General features: G+C 51.3%; 19 protein-coding genes and 1 other annotated feature. Of the genes, 12 read left to right on the top strand and 7 right to left on the bottom strand.

Going from position 1 to position 15,623, the window contains the following annotated elements; translation table 11 throughout:
- Positions 1-6: 6 nt before the first annotated feature.
- From HMPREF9412_RS10330 to yunB, 5 genes are all read left to right on the top strand, one after another.
- Complete coding sequence (locus tag HMPREF9412_RS10330) at positions 7-807, top strand: TrmH family RNA methyltransferase (RefSeq protein ID WP_009591424.1); 801 nt, start codon at positions 7-9, stop codon at positions 805-807.
- Positions 808-928: 121 nt separating this feature from the next.
- The gene (locus HMPREF9412_RS10325) at positions 929-1,354 is read left to right on the top strand and encodes a DUF1801 domain-containing protein (RefSeq protein WP_009591419.1); all 426 of its coding nucleotides are present in this window, start codon (positions 929-931) and stop codon (positions 1,352-1,354) included.
- Positions 1,355-1,544: 190 nt separating this feature from the next.
- Entirely contained in the window at positions 1,545-1,970 is a 426-nt protein-coding gene (locus HMPREF9412_RS10320) for an SRPBCC family protein (protein ID WP_009591414.1), read from the top strand.
- A 3-nt stretch (positions 1,971-1,973) separates the two neighbouring features.
- Complete coding sequence (locus HMPREF9412_RS10315; protein WP_009591412.1) at positions 1,974-2,327, top strand: ArsR/SmtB family transcription factor; 354 nt, start codon at positions 1,974-1,976, stop codon at positions 2,325-2,327.
- A 110-nt stretch (positions 2,328-2,437) separates the two neighbouring features.
- Complete coding sequence (yunB, locus tag HMPREF9412_RS10310) at positions 2,438-3,400, top strand: sporulation protein YunB (protein ID WP_009591417.1); 963 nt, start codon at positions 2,438-2,440, stop codon at positions 3,398-3,400.
- A gap of 105 nt (positions 3,401-3,505) precedes the next feature.
- On the opposite strand, the gene HMPREF9412_RS10305 is transcribed toward yunB, so the two are convergent.
- Positions 3,506-4,552, bottom strand: a complete 1,047-nt coding sequence (locus HMPREF9412_RS10305) for a M23 family metallopeptidase (RefSeq protein ID WP_009591436.1) — start codon at positions 4,550-4,552, stop codon at positions 3,506-3,508.
- 257 nt (positions 4,553-4,809) lie between these two features.
- On the opposite strand from HMPREF9412_RS10305, the gene lipA reads away from it, so the two are divergent.
- Positions 4,810-5,703 (top strand): lipoyl synthase, encoded by an 894-nt coding sequence (gene lipA / locus HMPREF9412_RS10300; protein WP_009591422.1) that lies wholly within the window; start codon positions 4,810-4,812, stop codon positions 5,701-5,703.
- 28 nt (positions 5,704-5,731) lie between these two features.
- Positions 5,732-6,271 carry a YutD family protein gene (locus HMPREF9412_RS10295; protein ID WP_009591406.1) on the top strand — a complete coding sequence of 180 codons (540 nt, stop codon included), beginning with the start codon at positions 5,732-5,734 and terminating at the stop codon, positions 6,269-6,271.
- Positions 6,272-6,393: 122 nt separating this feature from the next.
- On the opposite strand, the gene HMPREF9412_RS10290 is transcribed toward HMPREF9412_RS10295, so the two are convergent.
- The gene (locus HMPREF9412_RS10290) at positions 6,394-7,197 is read right to left on the bottom strand and encodes an NAD kinase (RefSeq protein WP_009591431.1); all 804 of its coding nucleotides are present in this window, start codon (positions 7,195-7,197) and stop codon (positions 6,394-6,396) included.
- A gap of 76 nt (positions 7,198-7,273) precedes the next feature.
- A complete protein-coding gene (gene ylbJ, locus HMPREF9412_RS10285) occupies positions 7,274-8,491 on the bottom strand; it encodes a sporulation integral membrane protein YlbJ (protein WP_009591420.1) in 1,218 nt (405 codons plus the stop codon).
- A gap of 405 nt (positions 8,492-8,896) precedes the next feature.
- Between ylbJ and HMPREF9412_RS10280 the strand changes: the two genes are divergently transcribed.
- Complete coding sequence (locus HMPREF9412_RS10280) at positions 8,897-9,274, top strand: globin domain-containing protein (RefSeq protein ID WP_036671870.1); 378 nt, start codon at positions 8,897-8,899, stop codon at positions 9,272-9,274.
- Between the two features lie 57 nt (positions 9,275-9,331).
- Positions 9,332-10,027, top strand: a complete 696-nt coding sequence (locus HMPREF9412_RS10275; RefSeq protein ID WP_175320756.1) for a DUF2225 domain-containing protein — start codon at positions 9,332-9,334, stop codon at positions 10,025-10,027.
- Positions 10,028-10,105: 78 nt separating this feature from the next.
- On the opposite strand, the gene HMPREF9412_RS10270 is transcribed toward HMPREF9412_RS10275, so the two are convergent.
- A complete protein-coding gene (locus HMPREF9412_RS10270) occupies positions 10,106-10,336 on the bottom strand; it encodes a hypothetical protein (RefSeq protein ID WP_009591425.1) in 231 nt (76 codons plus the stop codon).
- Positions 10,333-10,518 (bottom strand): YycC family protein, encoded by a 186-nt coding sequence (locus HMPREF9412_RS10265; RefSeq protein ID WP_009591437.1) that lies wholly within the window; start codon positions 10,516-10,518, stop codon positions 10,333-10,335. The genes HMPREF9412_RS10270 and HMPREF9412_RS10265 overlap by 4 nt, the downstream gene beginning before the upstream one ends.
- A 146-nt stretch (positions 10,519-10,664) precedes the next feature.
- Between HMPREF9412_RS10265 and HMPREF9412_RS10260 the strand changes: the two genes are divergently transcribed.
- A complete protein-coding gene (locus HMPREF9412_RS10260; protein ID WP_009591429.1) occupies positions 10,665-12,458 on the top strand; it encodes a M3 family oligoendopeptidase in 1,794 nt (597 codons plus the stop codon).
- Positions 12,459-12,751: 293 nt separating this feature from the next.
- Positions 12,752-13,156 (top strand): hypothetical protein, encoded by a 405-nt coding sequence (locus HMPREF9412_RS10255; protein WP_009591435.1) that lies wholly within the window; start codon positions 12,752-12,754, stop codon positions 13,154-13,156.
- Between the two features lie 93 nt (positions 13,157-13,249).
- On the opposite strand, the gene HMPREF9412_RS10250 is transcribed toward HMPREF9412_RS10255, so the two are convergent.
- Together HMPREF9412_RS10250 and HMPREF9412_RS10245 are read right to left on the bottom strand one after the other, a co-directional pair.
- A complete protein-coding gene (locus HMPREF9412_RS10250) occupies positions 13,250-13,471 on the bottom strand; it encodes an alpha/beta-type small acid-soluble spore protein (protein WP_006212633.1) in 222 nt (73 codons plus the stop codon).
- Between the two features lie 208 nt (positions 13,472-13,679).
- Entirely contained in the window at positions 13,680-14,669 is a 990-nt protein-coding gene (locus HMPREF9412_RS10245; protein ID WP_009591434.1) for an aldose 1-epimerase, read from the bottom strand.
- Positions 14,670-14,847: 178 nt separating this feature from the next.
- Positions 14,848-15,089: a binding site (T-box leader), on the top strand.
- A gap of 90 nt (positions 15,090-15,179) precedes the next feature.
- Here HMPREF9412_RS10245 and trpS point away from each other — a divergent pair.
- Positions 15,180-15,623, top strand: a 444-nt coding sequence (gene trpS, locus HMPREF9412_RS10240) for a tryptophan--tRNA ligase (protein WP_009591413.1), incomplete at its 3' end; no start/stop codon positions are given.

Below are 15,623 nucleotides of genomic sequence, written 5' to 3'. Positions count from 1 at the left end.
TTAACAATGGAGATATTATCGCCGCAGAATGCCAGAGCGAAGGGCTGGGCACAGCTGCAGGAGAAAAAACATCGGGACAAGCAGAACAAGTATGTGGTGGAAGGCATTCATCTCGTACAGGAAGCCCTGTCGTCCGGCGCGGACATCGAGTGCCTGGCTTATGACGTGGACAAGGGCATCCCCCAAGAGCTTCGTCATATTACGGATACAGGACAAGGTGCCGAATGGATCGGCGTATCCCATGCCGTCATATCGAAGGTCAGCGATACGCCGTCGCCGCAGCAGGTGTTTGCCGTCATTCGCAAGGAAGCGCGGCAATGGCAGGACCTGATCCTGCGCGAGAACGGTTTGGTCGTTGTTCTCGACGGTCTCCAGGATCCGGGCAATGTGGGGACCATCATACGAAGCGCAGATGCCGTAGGGGCTGCCGGCGTGGTCCTGGGGCGAGGCTGCGCGGATTTGTACAATCCCAAGACACTGCGCTCCACCATGGGATCTCTGTTCCATCTGCCGGTGCTGGAGGGCGATCTGCTGAGCATCCTGCCGGAAGCGAGGGAACGGGGAGCCAGATTGGTGACCACCATGCTGGAAGGACAGCGCTCATGCTTCGAGTACGACTTCAAAGGGACAAGCTGGATCGTCATCGGCAGCGAAGGACGCGGCGTCTCGCCTGAGGTCGCGGCACTCGTGGACGATGCCATCCGTATCCCCATGCCGGGGCGTGCCGAATCGCTGAATGCGGCGATGGCCGCTTCTGTATTGATGTACGAGGCTTTAAGGCAGAGGGAGTACGCTGCTGAACTATAAAGACAGAAATGGCTCGATTAGGCTGGAAATGATTAGATAACATTGCTGATCATAACCGGCCTTTTTTTATTTTTGACAGGGATGATCATAATAACAAGCGTGTTCGAAAGGAGTTAAACCCGTGTACGAGCAAAAAACAAAAGAAACGGATCACAGCGTGGTGGAGTTTATCGAGCAAGTGGATTCGCCGAAAAAACGGGAGGATGCCTATCGTTTGCTGGAGATTTTTGAAGAAACGAGCGGTTTTGCGGCCAAAATGTGGGGACCGAGCATCATTGGTTTCGGCTCCTACCATTATCGTTACGCCTCCGGGCATGAGGGAGATGCGCCGTTTGTAGGATTCTCCCCACGAAAAGCGAAGATCAGCCTGTATTTTGCGCCAGGCGATGATCAGCGGGAGGAGCTGCTGACGAATTTTGGCAAGCATACGGCAGGGAAAGGCTGCGTGTACATCAATAAAGTGGCGGACATTGATGTTGAGGTGCTGAAGCAGCTGATTCGCGAATCGATCGCGTTCCTGAAAAAGACTTATCCGGATCAACCCTAACGTGAGGTTAAGTAGTGCGGTGTGCTGGCAAGGTGCCTGCTTTGCGCCGATTAGTCGTCTGATTGACCTAAGGGTGACGCCGAACAGGTGAATATTGGGATTTGACGTAAAACCATTTGGTGTCCTATAATGCATGAAGGGAAACCAAATGGTTTCATAATTTCAAGTTTAAGCGAGGGATGAAACTGATATGGACAACGCAACAAACGGCAAGCTGCCGGATATTCGTCATACTCTTGTGCTGAAAGCGCCCATCCAGAAGGTGTGGAAAGCCGTAGCCACGGCTGAAGGGATTTCGTCGTGGTTCATGCCTAACAATTTTGAACCGGTGGAAGGGTTCGAGTTTCAATTGAATGCCGGCCCCTTCGGAAATTCACCATGCAAGGTGACGCTTATTGATGAGCCTAACCGGTTGTCTTTTAACTGGGGCAAGGATTGGAGCGTTACCTTCGAACTGGTGGAGCAGGGAGATCATACGGAATTCACGCTCATCCATGGCGGATGGACAGCGGATCAAGTAACCGAGTTCGGGGAAGCGCATGACATCGTTCGAGGCCGCATGGACAACGGCTGGGCTGGCATTGTTCAGAAGCTTGCGGGATACGTCGAGGCGTAACCGATGTCGCAGGCCGCTCCGAAGCATGATGTCTACCAAGCCATCGCAGATCCGACTCGTCGTAAGCTGCTCGGCTTGTTAAGCGATAAGGAAATGCCGGTTAAAGAAATTACGGGATATTTCTCCATGACGCGAACCGCCGTGTCCAAGCATCTCCGAATTTTGGAGGAAGCGGGTCTGGTGCAGGACCGCAAGGTTGGACGCGAGACTCGCTATCGCCTGCAAGCAGAGCCGCTTAAGGAATTGAAGGATTGGCTGTCTTATTTCGACCGCTTCTGGGAGAACAAACTGTCGATGCTGAAATACTACGTGGAAGATCAAGAAAACGATCCAAAGAACGCTAAGGAAGAAGAGTGAGGATAAGCCATCCTTGCTCTTCTTTTTTGCCGTTTGTCCGCATACCTTCTATACAGGAGAGCTTGCCATGGTAAACATGCTCCTCGGGGCGTAAATAGGGGGGACCAAGCATGAGACGAAAGAGATGGGGAAGCAGGCGTTTGGCCTTTCCGTCGCTGTCGTGGCCTAAACCAAGGAGAGCTTACAAACCACCGCGCAGAGGCTTTCGGCCCGTACCGCAGAGCCGGGGGCGTCCTCAGGCTGCCAAACGGCGAAGCACAAAAAAATGGTGGCTGATCGGCGCTCTGCTCCTTGTGTTTGGGATCGTTGAGTTTTTTATGTATATCGAGCAGAATCTGCGGCCGCCGATCATGCATTTAGCCCAAATCCGGGTTAAGCAGATCGCTACCGAAGCCATCAATAAAGCGATCACCTCCCAGGTGACGCAGGGCAAGGATTTTGATAATCTGGTCAACTGGAAAACGGACAGCTCGGGCAAAGTGACCGGATTCATGCTGAATTATGCCGAGCATTTAAAAATCACGTCCCATACGACGCAGGTCGTGCAGAGCACGCTGGACGAAATCCATAAGCGCAAAGAGCAAATTCCGCTGGGACAGGTGTTAAAAAGCCCGATCATCGCTTCATTCGGTCCGCAAATACCTTTAAAGATCGAACCCCAAGGAGCGGTAAAGGTTCAGCTGGATACGAGGCAGCAGGGGGCCGGCATCAATATGATCCTGGTGGAGGTATTCGTCCACATCGTGACGGAGGTAGCGGTTGTCGTTCCTTTTGACATGGAGCCGCAAATCGTGGAAACCGATATTCCGATCTCGTATCTGCTCGTGGTAGGCGATGTGCCGATGTATTATTACGACGGCCAAGGAAAGGCGGTCGGCGAGAATAAGGCAAGCGCACCGAGCATCGCGATACCGCCGCCGGTAACGGACGAGAACACCCATGATGGGCAGCAGGAGATTCCGCCTGCAACGACGCCGGACCCTCCTGCCCAGGGAACGACGACGCCTCTTGTGCCTACGCCGGGCGGCGCCGACATGTCAGGGCATACGGAGGGAAGCGGAACAGGCGAGTAGGACGCTCATTTTCGCTCATTCCCAAACCGTATTGTGTACGAGCAGCATGGATTGGCCGTGTCATGAGGGATGTCCTTAAAGGAAAAACGCGCCCCTGGTTTGAATTCAGGAGCGCGTTTTTTTCTTCGAGCGTTTTTCTTCCAGTTCCCAGTGCTTCAGCAGCGGGTAAGGATCGAAAGCCCATTCGGTCAATCCGGTGTCCCGGTAGATGCCGTAATGCAGGTGCGGCGGGAATTTGCCCTGGGTTCCGGGCTTGCCGTAGCCCGAACTGCCGACCCAGCCGAGGGTTTGACCCGGCGTAACGACATCCCCGAGCGAAATCCCTTTATCAAAGCCCTGCAGATGGGCGTAATAATGGTAATGATTGTTCAAATCACGGATGCCGATGCGCCAGCCGCCGTATTTATTCCAGCCTTTAATTTCGACGACGCCGTAACAGGTGCTTCGAACGGGGACTCCGTATGAAGCAAACAAATCCGTTCCTTCGTGAACCCTTTTACCTCCCCAGTTGCGCCCCATGCCAAAGGTGCTTCGGTAGGAATAGTTGCTTTTGACGGGAAGGGGAAACGCATGGTCGAACAGGTCCAGCTTCCCGAAGGTCTCGTACAGTTTGGCATACTGCATGATGCGCTGTACGGCCCGCGTGTTCTGGTAGTATGACCATAGGCCGATGCTGAAATCATCAGCGGCATGCCCATAAGGGGAAAGTCTTGTCGCAACCGTGTAGAGCAGGTCGATATCATTATTGGGATCTGCCTTGCCATCCCCGTCCCCATCGAGCCCGATCCCGGAGAACACGCTGATCGACATAGGATTCACGTCTTCCTGATTGGGATTCAACGGGCCGGCCCATCGGGTGGAAGGGATAAAGATACCGAGGGTGCGGTCCGGATGCTTTCGATCCTTGGGATGAACCCGGGTCAGCGTTCGTTCATACTGGTCAATGGCCGCCAGGCGGTGCCAAGGAATTTGGGTAACGGTGGAAACCTGATCGTATAAAGACTTCCGGTCTGCAAAATTCGCTGCAGCGTCCGTTGATTTAGTCGCATCGTCAGCCGCGCTGACCGCCATGGAGGCGGATGCGGACGCAGGCCCGCACATGCAGCAGGCAGCCATCAAGGCAGCCACGACTGCAGCCGTGGACCGATACATGATGCACCTTGCTCGCAATGGTTGTAAAATCCTCAATTGTCCTTCTCCTCCTTTTTTCGATAGTCGTAATTAAGGACGGACAGTCATGCCTACCTGTAGGGTGAATCGAAACAAGGATTTTTATCCATGCCGCAACTAGATTAATCTCATATCGATGCGAAACAAGTAATATGATGGTTTTCATGATATAATATGGGACAGCAAACGATGGGGTATGTCTTGAGTTACATCATTACATTCGAAAGAAGGTTTTTTCTTTGTCTAAAACCAAACAGCCAAAACCTGACTGGATTCGAATCAAGCTGACTACTGGCGATAATTATAAAGAAATCAAAAGCATGATGCGATCCAAAACACTTCATACGGTGTGTGAAGAGGCTCGCTGTCCAAATATTTACGAATGCTGGGCTAACCGTACGGCAACCTTCATGATTCTGGGTGACATTTGTACCCGCGCTTGCCGATTCTGCGCCGTGAATACGGGGCTTCCAACGGAGCTGGACCTGCAGGAACCGGAACGGGTAGCGGAGGCGGCCGAGCAAATGAATTTGCGTCACTGCGTGGTAACAAGCGTTGCACGGGATGATCTGAAGGATGGCGGTGCCTACATATTCGCCGAAACCGTCAAAGCCATTCGCCGACGCCTGCCGCTGTGCTCGGTGGAAGTGCTGATCCCGGATTTTATGGGAGACGAAGAATCGCTGAAAATCGTGATGGACGTAAAGCCGGATATTCTGAACCACAACATTGAGACGGTGGAGCGTATGTCTGATCGCGTACGTGCCAAAGCCAAGTATTCCCGCTCATTGCAGCTGCTGAAGAATGCCAAGGCGATGCAGCCTGACATTCCGACCAAGTCCAGCATCATGCTGGGCGTCGGGGAACAATGGCATGAAATTCTGGAGGCGATGGACGACTTGCGTTCGGTGGGATGCGATATCATGACGATCGGCCAATACCTGCAGCCTTCGCCGAAACATCTGAATGTTGAAAAATACTACACGCCGGAAGAGTTTGCGATCTTGAAGGAAGAAGGAATGAAGCGCGGATTCAGCCACGTGGAATCCGGCCCACTTGTGCGCAGTTCCTATCATGCACACGAGCAAGTGAAATCTGCGGAACGCAACAAGGAAGAGACGGTGCAGTCTTAACCTATTGGAAAGGCAGGGGAAGCTTTCAATGATCGTTATCGGAAACAAAAGCTATGAAGTGTTAAAGGACCATCGAAACGGCTGGAATCTGGAAGCTTTCCGGGAGCGGTACAGCGAGGTGCTGGACCGCTATGATTACATCGTGGGAGACTGGGGTTATAATCAGCTTCGGCTTAAAGGCTTCTATCGGGACAATCATCCCAAGGCTGCCAAGGATTCAACCTTTTCCAGCATGTCCGATTACATTAACGAATATTGCAATTTTGGCTGTGCTCACTTTGTGCTTCAGAAAACGAAGGAGCAGAAGGAAACGAAAGAGCATGCCTCCAATACGAAAGAGCCTGTAGAGGTTCGAGAAACATCCCCTAAGGATAACCGGGCTGAGGGGGAAGCACAGGGGGGCAAGGAACCCCAAGAGGGCCCAAAACCGGGCAAGGAGCACAAGGACCAGCGCGAGCGGCGCGAAGGCAAGGATTCAAGACGCGAACCGCGCGAAGCCAAGGCCCCCAAGGAGAAGGAAGCAAAGCCTTCCAAGGAGCCTCATGTGGCTTCAGAGAAGCCGCAATAAACAAAGAACGGTCACCTGTATTTTGGCAGGTAGACCGTTCTTTTTTTTCGGATATTGGTAAAGGAAAGACTTCGTGAAGCGTTGGCCCTCCTGGTAAATGTAAGAAAGAGGTCTTCTTCATGTTAACCAAGGAATGCATCGCGGACGCGGTTCCAGAACGGAAACGGCCGATAACGTGCGAAACTGACCTGCTGCTCCGCCACCTGACAGCGCACGGATACGAGGTCGTCAATCGAGATATTAACGTGATCGATAGTAAGCAGCAAACGCTGTTCTTTTCGCGAGAATATATCACAATGATGATGCTTGGGCAGAAGCAGCGGCGAGCCCAGCGTACGGAAAATCCGGTTGTTAATCGAGGCGATTTCCGCAATCTGAAGCGCATCGATCGAGGGATGAACCATCGCCCCGCCGACACTCTTGTTATACGCCGTGCTGCCGGACGGCGTGGATACGCAAATGCCGTCTCCCCTGAACATCTCAAAGGTCACGTCGTTGATGTCAATCTGCGCGACAACGGTACCGTCAACGCCTTTAAGGGTAAATTCGTTTAAGGCAATGTAAGAGGACGTTCCTGATTTCTTATGGATTTCCAGTTGAACCAGGGGATACTTGACGAGGCGCGGCTTCACGTTGCCGTGTTCGCCTTCTCCGCTCATATGATCAATTAGCTCCGTCAGTTCATCCGCCTTCCAGTCAGCATAGAATCCCAAGTGGCCCGTATGGACGCCGACGAAGGCGAGGTCGGGAATACGGTCTATAAACGTATGGAAGGCGTGCAGCATCGTACCGTCTCCACCGATCGAGACCACAATCTCCGGAGATTCTGCATCCAGCACAAACCCCCGCTGTTCCGCCAGCTTGTGAAACTGCTGGGTCAGCTCGACAGACAATGGGTCACCGCGGTCCAGAACATAATATCTCAAGTTGATAAGCTCCTTTGTAAGGTTATATAAAGATGATAATCAATCTTGGAGAAGAACACAATGTTCACCTTGGGAATTAGCGGAATTTCTGCTGCAGTCCTCGAAGGATCTGAATAAACAACGCAACTGCAATCAGGAAACCGAGCAGGATGCAGAAAGCCGCCATAATATGGGTATACCCGTTTAGGGAGGAATCCGAAACAGACGGCACCGCCAGCGTCGGTATCGAAGAACCCATGACGCTTCTCCACAACAGCAACACGGCGGTGGCGGCAATAACGCCGTGGATCAGCCTGGCTACGACAAACGGAAAATACCTAAGGTTGGTAGAGTTCAGGATGCTGATGATCTGGGCATGAACGGACAGGCCGCCCCAAGACAAGATAAAGGCTGCCGCGGCCGCTTTGTAAGGCAGAGGAATAGCGGCACCTGCCTCCCCGGCATAGCGTGCGCCCAGCGTCACTTCAAACAGTCCCCCCACGATGGCAGTGGATAAGGATTCAGGCATGCCAACGAGGGATAACAGCAGACTGATGACCTCCGTTAGCGCGGGCATGGCGCCGGCCCGGGTCCAGAGTTCAAGAAACACGGAGAAGAAAACCACAAGACCGCCGACAACGATAATCAGCTGAAGCGATGATTGAATCGCTTGTCTTAGCAGCGTGCCGAGATCACGGCCATCCTGCTCCCGCGCAGCATGCATGGCCTGAAAGGCGGATTTAAGCCGGCTTGTCTTCGTCTGGGACAGGCGGAGCGAATCGGTTGATGTATTGGACTCGCGCTTGCCATGAAATCTCATCAACAGCCCTACGAGAAAACCTCCGCCATAATGGGCGAGGGCCAGAATGAGACCTATTTTGGGATCGTGAAAGAAACCGATGGATACCGCTCCAATCAGAAATATAGGATCCGAAGAGGTGGTAAAGGCAACAAGTCGCTCACCTTCCTCCCGGTTTACCATTTTTTGCTCCCACAACTTGGCGGTTAATTTGGCACCGACGGGGTAACCTGAAACATATCCCATCGCGGCCACGAACCCTCCTGCGCCCGGAATTCGGAACAACGGTCGCATCATGGGGTCCAGGAGCGTGCCGATCAGATGAACCACGCCAAACCCTAACAGCACCTCTGAAATGACAAAGAACGGGAACAAGGATGGAAACAGCACGTCCCACCATATCGCCAGGCCGCGGAGTGCGGATTGGAGCGCCGCTTCGGGAAACAAAGCCATCAGGACAATCACGCTGATCAGAGCCGACACGAGCATGAGCCAGCCCAATTTTTTCATGGTCATATAAGGAATACGCCCCCTGGCATCGTTGTGAATGATAGAATATGGTCCGATATTTAAAATCTATGCAGCATATAGGACAAACAGTATAAAAAATATGAGAAAGCGGTTACATTTGTGCTTTATTTTCGGGGATATTGTGCTATAATAAAAACCATCAAAGCACATCTTTCGTATTATGTTTGGATGGAGTGATGATCATGAGCATAGTCGCAGGTATCCTGGTATGCGCCTTCGTTTATGTTATACGTGCTTCTCTCGTCCAGAGTGAAGAGGACTGGCGCAGTTATTAATAAGTTCTAAAAGGTGCTAACCATCGCTTAGCGCCTTTTTTTGTTGTTTTTTGCTATAATGGACAGGTACATCCAATCGAAAGCGAATCATAAACAGATGGGAGAATTAGCGGATATGAATCCGAACTTAAGCATCTATGATAACCTCGGGGGTGCCGAGGGTGTACGATCGCTCGTCGAAGCTTTTTATCCGAGAGTGCAGCAAAATGAGCTGCTTTCGCCATTGTTTCCGGAAGATATCATGCCGGTGATGGAGAAGCAATATATGTTCTTGAGCCAGTTTTTCGGAGGGCCGGCCTTGTTCTCGGAAGCGTTCGGACACCCGATGATGCGGGCCAGGCACATGAAATTCCCGATAACCGACCGTCATGCCGAAGAATGGCTTGGCTGCATGGCCGGAGCCTTAATCGAAATCGGCGTGGAGGATGATTTACGTGATTTTGTGCTGCAGCGTCTTTCGGGTCCCGCCCACCATTTCGTGAATACTCCGTAGTGCCTTAGATCTAGAAACGGACAGGAATTAGACGCGAATGAAGGGATGGCGAATGGCGTGAAATTGGAACCCTTGTATTCCATCAAGGTGGCTTGTGCGCACTGTGATCATGAATACTTAACGTCCAGGGTGAGACCAAGCTTTAAGAAAGCATTCCGTACGGATACGGATTTCTGCGCTTATTACAAATCGGAGAACCCCGATTTTTACGTGGTGCGGGTCTGTCCCGAATGCGGATTTGCTTCGACGGAACACTCGACCCTGAAATTGAATGAACGGCAGAAGACGCTCTTCTATGACCAGGTTGGATGCCGCTGGGAGAAGAGGGATATGGGCGGTCCCCGCAATCTGGAGGATGCCCTGGAGTCGTACAAGCTGGCTCTCCTCTGCGCCCAGGTGATCGGGGAGCGGGACCGCATCGTGGCCAGCCTGCTGCACCATATCGCATGGCTGTACCGGTATCAGGGCAACGAGGATCAGGAGAAGCGGTTTTTGGGGTACAGCCTGGAATCCTATATCCGGGTGTTTGAACTGGAAGGGGTAGGGGCGAATGATGCCCGTCTGCTGTACCTGATCGGAGAGATTCATCGCAGGCTGGGACAGTTCCAGGAGGCGGTCCAGTGGTTCTCCAGAGTGGTCCAGGACGAGAAGATCATGGATGCTGCCATGATCCGAGCCTCCAGAGAGCAGTGGAAGCTGATAGCCGAACAGATCCGGGAGCAGAAGAACGCGGCGATTCAGGCGGAGTCATAAATGCAAACAGCCCGCTGAACGGTGGGCCAGCAGGCTGTTGATTTGCAATTTGCAGCGATGGCTCGCTTTAAGATAGAGTCAGCGCAATCGCTGATCCGTGAGCAAATAGTCGATGTCGCTGTCCAGCACGGTAACTTTGTTGTGGCAGCAGGGGAAGATGAGCAGCTTCTTTTTCCCTTCCCTAACGCTTACAAGCTCCTTAGGCTTCATGGGAAGCAAGACATTGTCGGTCCCGCAGAAGGGGCAGCTGTGTACATATACGTCGTTGCCAACGACATCATAAGGCCACGTATTCGAAAAAGGAATCATGAGTTCTCCGATGAATGGGACTCATCGTCTTTCGGGGCTGCTTTCGCTTCCTCATTCTTGGCAAGCTCGGCAATCTTCTGCATTAATATATGCTGAGGCATATGCATCAGCTGTTCCAGCGGAACGCCCAGCTGCTTGGACAGTGTAACCGCCGTCTCCGGTGAAATTTGCAAAGGTCTCATGGCTTCTAGCTCCTCCAGCAGTAATTTGTTTGATCAAGAGGGAAAACAGTATTTTAGTTATATATAGTTATACACTTTTCCCTAAGTCCACACAAATGGTATTCCGTTTGAATTCATATTTTATCTCGAAAGGTGATGAATGTTCGATGGCACTTCAACAAACTTGGGATTTGGAATCGATATTTCCAGGAGGCTCCTCCTCGCCGCAGCTCGGGAGCTTTATTGAGGCTTTGGAGCAGGATGTACATAAGCTTCAGCAAGACGTCAAGGCATTGGCTGTTCCAGAGACCATCGAGAGCGCATCCAGTCTGGAGCGCTTCCTTGAGCAGTTCCAGAGCGCCTATGCAAGGATCCGCGAGGTTTCTGCCTTCGTTGGCTGCCTGACCGCACAGAACGTGAATGACAAGAAGGCGGTTCAATTGTCCGGGCGGGTAACTACGCTGTCTGCGGCCCTGCAGTCGGTGAAGAACCAGTTCGATAACGTGCTTCGCGGAATGAACGATGAGCTCTGGACCGCATGGACCGGTACGGATAAGGTGTCCGAGCTGGAATTCGTACTGAACGAAAGCCGCAATCTCGCGAAGGATAAGATGAGTCCCGAACTGGAAAGCCTGGCTCTGTCGCTGGGGGTAGACGGTTATCACGGATGGGGAGAGTTCTACGACACCATCGTGAAGAAAATCCAAATTCCGTATGAGGAAGACGGAGAGACGGTCATGCTGTCGGCAGGGCAAGCGTTCAATAAAATGCATGATCCACGCCGGGAAGTGCGCCAATCCATGTTTGAGAAGTGGGAGAAGGCTTGGGGAGACTCCGCTGATTACTGCGCGGATACCTTGAACCATCTATCCGGCTACCGCCTGAAACTGTACGAGAACCGCGGCTGGGACGATGTCCTGAAAGAACCGCTGGCGATTGGCCGGATGAGCCGCGAGACGCTGGACACGATGTGGGCCGTCATTCAGGATACGAAGTCGGTGCTTGTAGAGTACCTGAACCGCAAAGCGAAGCTGCTCGGTCTGGACGGGTTGTCCTGGACCGATGTGGATGCTCCGCTCCGTACTTCGGCAACCAAGATCTCGTATGACGATGCCGCTGTTAACATCGTGGAGCAATTCCGTAAGTTTAGCCCGAGATTGGCGGATTTTTCGCAGATGGCGTTCGACAAGAGCTGGATTGAGGTCGAGGACCGCCCCGGGAAGCGACCTGGCGGTTTCTGCACCTCCTTCCCGGCAAGCGGCCAGACGCGGATTTTCATGACGTTTGGTGGAACGGCCTCGAACGTTTCGACCTTGGCTCATGAGCTGGGTCATGCCTATCATCAGCATCTGATGGGCGGAATTCCGGTGCTTAACCAAAAGTATGCGATGAATGTCGCCGAGACGGCATCCACCTTCGCCGAGATGATTGTTTTTGATGCGATGGTGAAGGGGGCAGGCAGCGAAGAGGAGAAGCTGGCTCTGTTGGAAGAGAAAATTCAGAACAGCGTGGCCTTCTTTATGAACATTCATGCACGTTTCTTGTTCGAAACCCGCTTCTATGACAAGCGGAAGAACGGTCTGCTGAGCAGCGAGGAGATCTCCGATTTGATGGTGGAGGCACAGAAGGAAGCATACTGTGATGCCCTGACCTCGTACCATCCGCATTTCTGGGCATCCAAGCTTCATTTCTATATCACGGGCACCCCGTTCTATAACTTCCCGTATACCTTTGGTTATATGTTCAGTACGGGCCTCTATGTTCGGGCATTGGAAGAAGGTCCGACCTTTGCGGACAAATATGATGCTTTGCTTCGAGACACAGGCGTAATGTCCGTGGAGAACCTGGCAAAGAAACATCTGAATGTGGATCTGACCCAGCGTGACTTCTGGCAAAGCGCGGCGGACTCCTGCGTCAACGATATTAAGCAGTTCTTGCAAATGACCGAGCATTTAGCATAAATTGTTGGTTATCATCGAAAAAACAGGTAAAAATGCAGTTCCTGTTATGGCGTTTGATCTTCCACTGCAGATTTATTCCCATATTCGAAAGAAGCTCCTTCGGGGCTTCTTTTTTTGTCGTAAAAGAAAGAAAGTTGACGCAATAAAGGAGAGGAAAACTAAAATATTTGTGCAATTTTAGTAATAAATACCCAAATGTGTTGAATATTGTTGATCCAATGATTTCTATCCCCTATAATGAGTCATAAGCCCTAATAATAGGGAGGATTTACTAATAAAGGAGGGGAGAAGGGATGGTAAAACTAGATCAATTATCACTGGCTAGGCAGCTGGACATCGTGTTTAAAGAGCTGGAAGAAGAGTTGGGAGGTCTAAGCTCGGGGACGGTTTTTGTACAAATACGAAACAATGTAATTGGTAAATTTGGCATACGGCATAACCCATTGTCTGGGCGTAACGGGATCATAGCTCCGCAAGAGGAGGGGCTAAGTGAGGCTCAACAATTCTCTTTTCGTTCGATGGCGCTTGAAAGTCTGAAACATAAACGCCATTGGACACATGGCGAAATCAGTTATGAATTTATGGTACGACAAGGCATCGTCGTTGTGGATGCTGTGCTTGAATCCAACTATAACATGGCCAACTTGATGATACGGTACCCTCGTAATACATATGCCGAAGCTGCTTCGGAATCCTGAAATCATTTATTATATAGAACATATAACGAAAGAGGCGATCTTTGGGGAGAAGATCGCCTCTTTCTATTTACGGCTGGAGGGAAGAGATGCTAATTACAGGTTCGAACGACCCGATAATTGCTGCTCAGCCAATTGTACCAGACGTTTGGTGATGTAACCTCCCAAAGAACCGGTTTCACGGGAAGTATAGTTTCCATAGTAACCGTCTTGTGGAATCGTTACGCCCAGTTCTTGAGCAGCTTCCATCTTCAATTGTTGAAGAGCTGCAGTTGCTTGAGGTACGACAAGATTGTTAGAAGAACGACCTTGAGCCATGTCATGTCACCTCCTTTGGTGTTGTATGAGGATATTATGACCTGATTGATAGGGATCTCATTCGTGCAGGAGGCAGATCGTCTGCTGGTAAAATTACCCGTACACATTGTTCATAGATCAAATAAGAGCAGCCCTTTGATATTCAAAGGGCTGCTCTTGCTGAAAAGTTAAGTATATGAGGATGTTATGTGTCAACGGAGACACTGGCTTATCCTTGCTCTGCCTCCGGTGACGTATTCTGAATGCTGATCTTGGTCGTCAGATTCACGGTCTGTCCCGGTTCCAAATGAATCAGCCCGGTTTCTTCGTTCGGGAGATTCAAATTGGGTGCGTTGGGAAGCCAGGTGTACGGTTCGATGCAGAGGAACTGCTCGGCAACTCCTTTGGTATAGAGCACCCAATGCTTGAAGAAGGCACGGTCTGCCGAATAATGAATTTGGTAACCATCGTCCCGCTTCAGCAAGGCCTCGGCAGGTTTGCCCTCAGGGATCTTTAATATCGTATCCAGATCGGCATCCTTCAGGTTTAGTCCCGAATTCAGTTGTTCCAAATGGCCGAGAGGTGAAAGATCGCCGGTCGGGATCAGTTCGTTATTCAAAGTGTAAATGCCTTCAACTGGCAGATCCAGCGTCCAGCGATGCGGTTCGCCGTCCAGCAGGAACCACGTATGGTAACCCATGCCGAACGGAACGGGGCTGGCGCCCAGATTCGTTACGCGAAGGCTCTGCGTTAAGCGTGTCCCCTGAAGACGGAAGGTCATCTCCAGCTTCAGCGGCTCAGGAAATTGGGCAATCCATTTCGGATCATCCGATGAGATGAACTCGGTCGAAACGGCGCACCCGTCATCCTCCTCCTCTATGTCGCTGACACACCAAGCCTGCGATCGGTGGAGGCCGTGGATATGATTGTCGTTCGCGGTATTTTGGTCAAATTGATACGACGTTCCGCCATATTCGAAATGGCCCTTGGAAATCCGGCCTGGCGGTATGAGCATCGGAATGCCGAAGTGGTAAGGCTTCTGTAGATAGAATGCAAGCTCACTTTCATCTGGTTTTCGGAGGATTTCGCGTGAGTTTTCATTGTCTTTAATCCCAATGACGTTATTACCTAGACGAGGAAGGAGAGTCACTTCAAGACGGCCGCTGTTTAAAATATAGGTGTCGTAACCATTCCACTGGCCTTTGGTCACTTGATTCATATCGATGCTCCTTTACTAACAGAAATCATGGTCTGGACGATTAACCACATCATAACAGATTTTTGCGGAAAGGGTAAAAGAAATGCTTCAAAAAGGCCCGGACATCTTGATTCCAAATTGGAATTGACAAGGCGGAGCAAGAGTTTTATCATTGCATGTAATAGTGATCCATTATGATTGAAACACGATGACAAGGACAAGTAAGCAGGTGCGGCCCATCCTTCAGAAAGCCGGTGGTTGATGTGAACCGGCGGATCCGCTTTGCTGAATGGACCTTCGAGTGCCGGGCTGAACGGGATAATGCTGTTATTCCTTAATATGCCGGCCGGGTATTCTCCGTTACAAGAATGGAAGGCTGCAGCCTGCGTAGGATGATGCTTGCAGCGAATAAGGGTGGCACCACGGTCTCACGTCCCTTGCGGATGTGAGGCTTTTTTGCGTTCCTATATGATCACGCAGGGCGGGGCAGACTTGGATAAAATGAAAATATAAATAAATGGAGGACTAGTCATGAAAACCGTATTATCGGGAATTCAGCCAAGCGGTAATTTAACGCTCGGTAACTACATTGGAGCCATTAAAAATTTTGTGAAGCTGCAAAACGAGCATGACTGTTATTTTATGGTGGTCGATCTGCACGCAATAACGGTACCGCAGGAGCCCAACTCGCTGCGGGATCGCTCGGAATCGGTCGCGGCCCTGTACGTTGCCGCCGGAATCGACCCGAACCGCGCCAATATCTTTTTGCAGTCCCATGTTCCTCAACACGCCGAGCTGGGATGGATCATGACCACCCTGGTGAATATGGGCGAGCTGGAACGGATGACTCAGTTCAAGGACAAATCGGAAGGCAAGGACTCGGTTGGGGCCGGCTTGTTCGTTTATCCTGCGCTCATGGCCGCAGACATTTTGCTGTATAATGCAAATCTTGTGCCGGTGGGAGACGACCAGAAG

Source organism: Paenibacillus sp. HGF5, from assembly GCF_000204455.1.
Lineage (GTDB): Bacteria > Bacillota > Bacilli > Paenibacillales > Paenibacillaceae > Paenibacillus_AQ > Paenibacillus_AQ lautus_A.
The sequence above is the reverse complement of the archived record's forward strand: the minus strand, read 5'-3'. Positions and strand labels throughout refer to the sequence as shown.

Excerpts from the sequence above, each read along its gene's own strand:
- HMPREF9412_RS10330 (WP_009591424.1), top strand. The coding sequence starts at position 7 with ATGGAGATATTATCGCCGCAGAATGCCAGAGCGAAGGGCTGGGCACAG.
- HMPREF9412_RS10320 (WP_009591414.1), top strand. The coding sequence starts at position 1,545 with ATGGACAACGCAACAAACGGCAAGCTGCCGGATATTCGTCATACTCTT.
- HMPREF9412_RS10315 (WP_009591412.1), top strand. The coding sequence starts at position 1,974 with ATGTCGCAGGCCGCTCCGAAGCATGATGTCTACCAAGCCATCGCAGAT.
- yunB (WP_009591417.1), top strand. The coding sequence starts at position 2,438 with ATGAGACGAAAGAGATGGGGAAGCAGGCGTTTGGCCTTTCCGTCGCTG.
- HMPREF9412_RS10305 (WP_009591436.1), bottom strand. The coding sequence starts at position 4,552 with ATGTATCGGTCCACGGCTGCAGTCGTGGCTGCCTTGATGGCTGCCTGC.
- HMPREF9412_RS10295 (WP_009591406.1), top strand. The coding sequence starts at position 5,732 with ATGATCGTTATCGGAAACAAAAGCTATGAAGTGTTAAAGGACCATCGA.
- ylbJ (WP_009591420.1), bottom strand. The coding sequence starts at position 8,491 with ATGACCATGAAAAAATTGGGCTGGCTCATGCTCGTGTCGGCTCTGATC.
- HMPREF9412_RS10280 (WP_036671870.1), top strand. The coding sequence starts at position 8,897 with ATGAATCCGAACTTAAGCATCTATGATAACCTCGGGGGTGCCGAGGGT.
- HMPREF9412_RS10270 (WP_009591425.1), bottom strand. The coding sequence starts at position 10,336 with ATGATTCCTTTTTCGAATACGTGGCCTTATGATGTCGTTGGCAACGAC.
- HMPREF9412_RS10265 (WP_009591437.1), bottom strand. The coding sequence starts at position 10,518 with ATGAGACCTTTGCAAATTTCACCGGAGACGGCGGTTACACTGTCCAAG.
- HMPREF9412_RS10260 (WP_009591429.1), top strand. The coding sequence starts at position 10,665 with ATGGCACTTCAACAAACTTGGGATTTGGAATCGATATTTCCAGGAGGC.
- HMPREF9412_RS10255 (WP_009591435.1), top strand. The coding sequence starts at position 12,752 with ATGGTAAAACTAGATCAATTATCACTGGCTAGGCAGCTGGACATCGTG.
- HMPREF9412_RS10250 (WP_006212633.1), bottom strand. The coding sequence starts at position 13,471 with ATGGCTCAAGGTCGTTCTTCTAACAATCTTGTCGTACCTCAAGCAACT.
- HMPREF9412_RS10245 (WP_009591434.1), bottom strand. The coding sequence starts at position 14,669 with ATGAATCAAGTGACCAAAGGCCAGTGGAATGGTTACGACACCTATATT.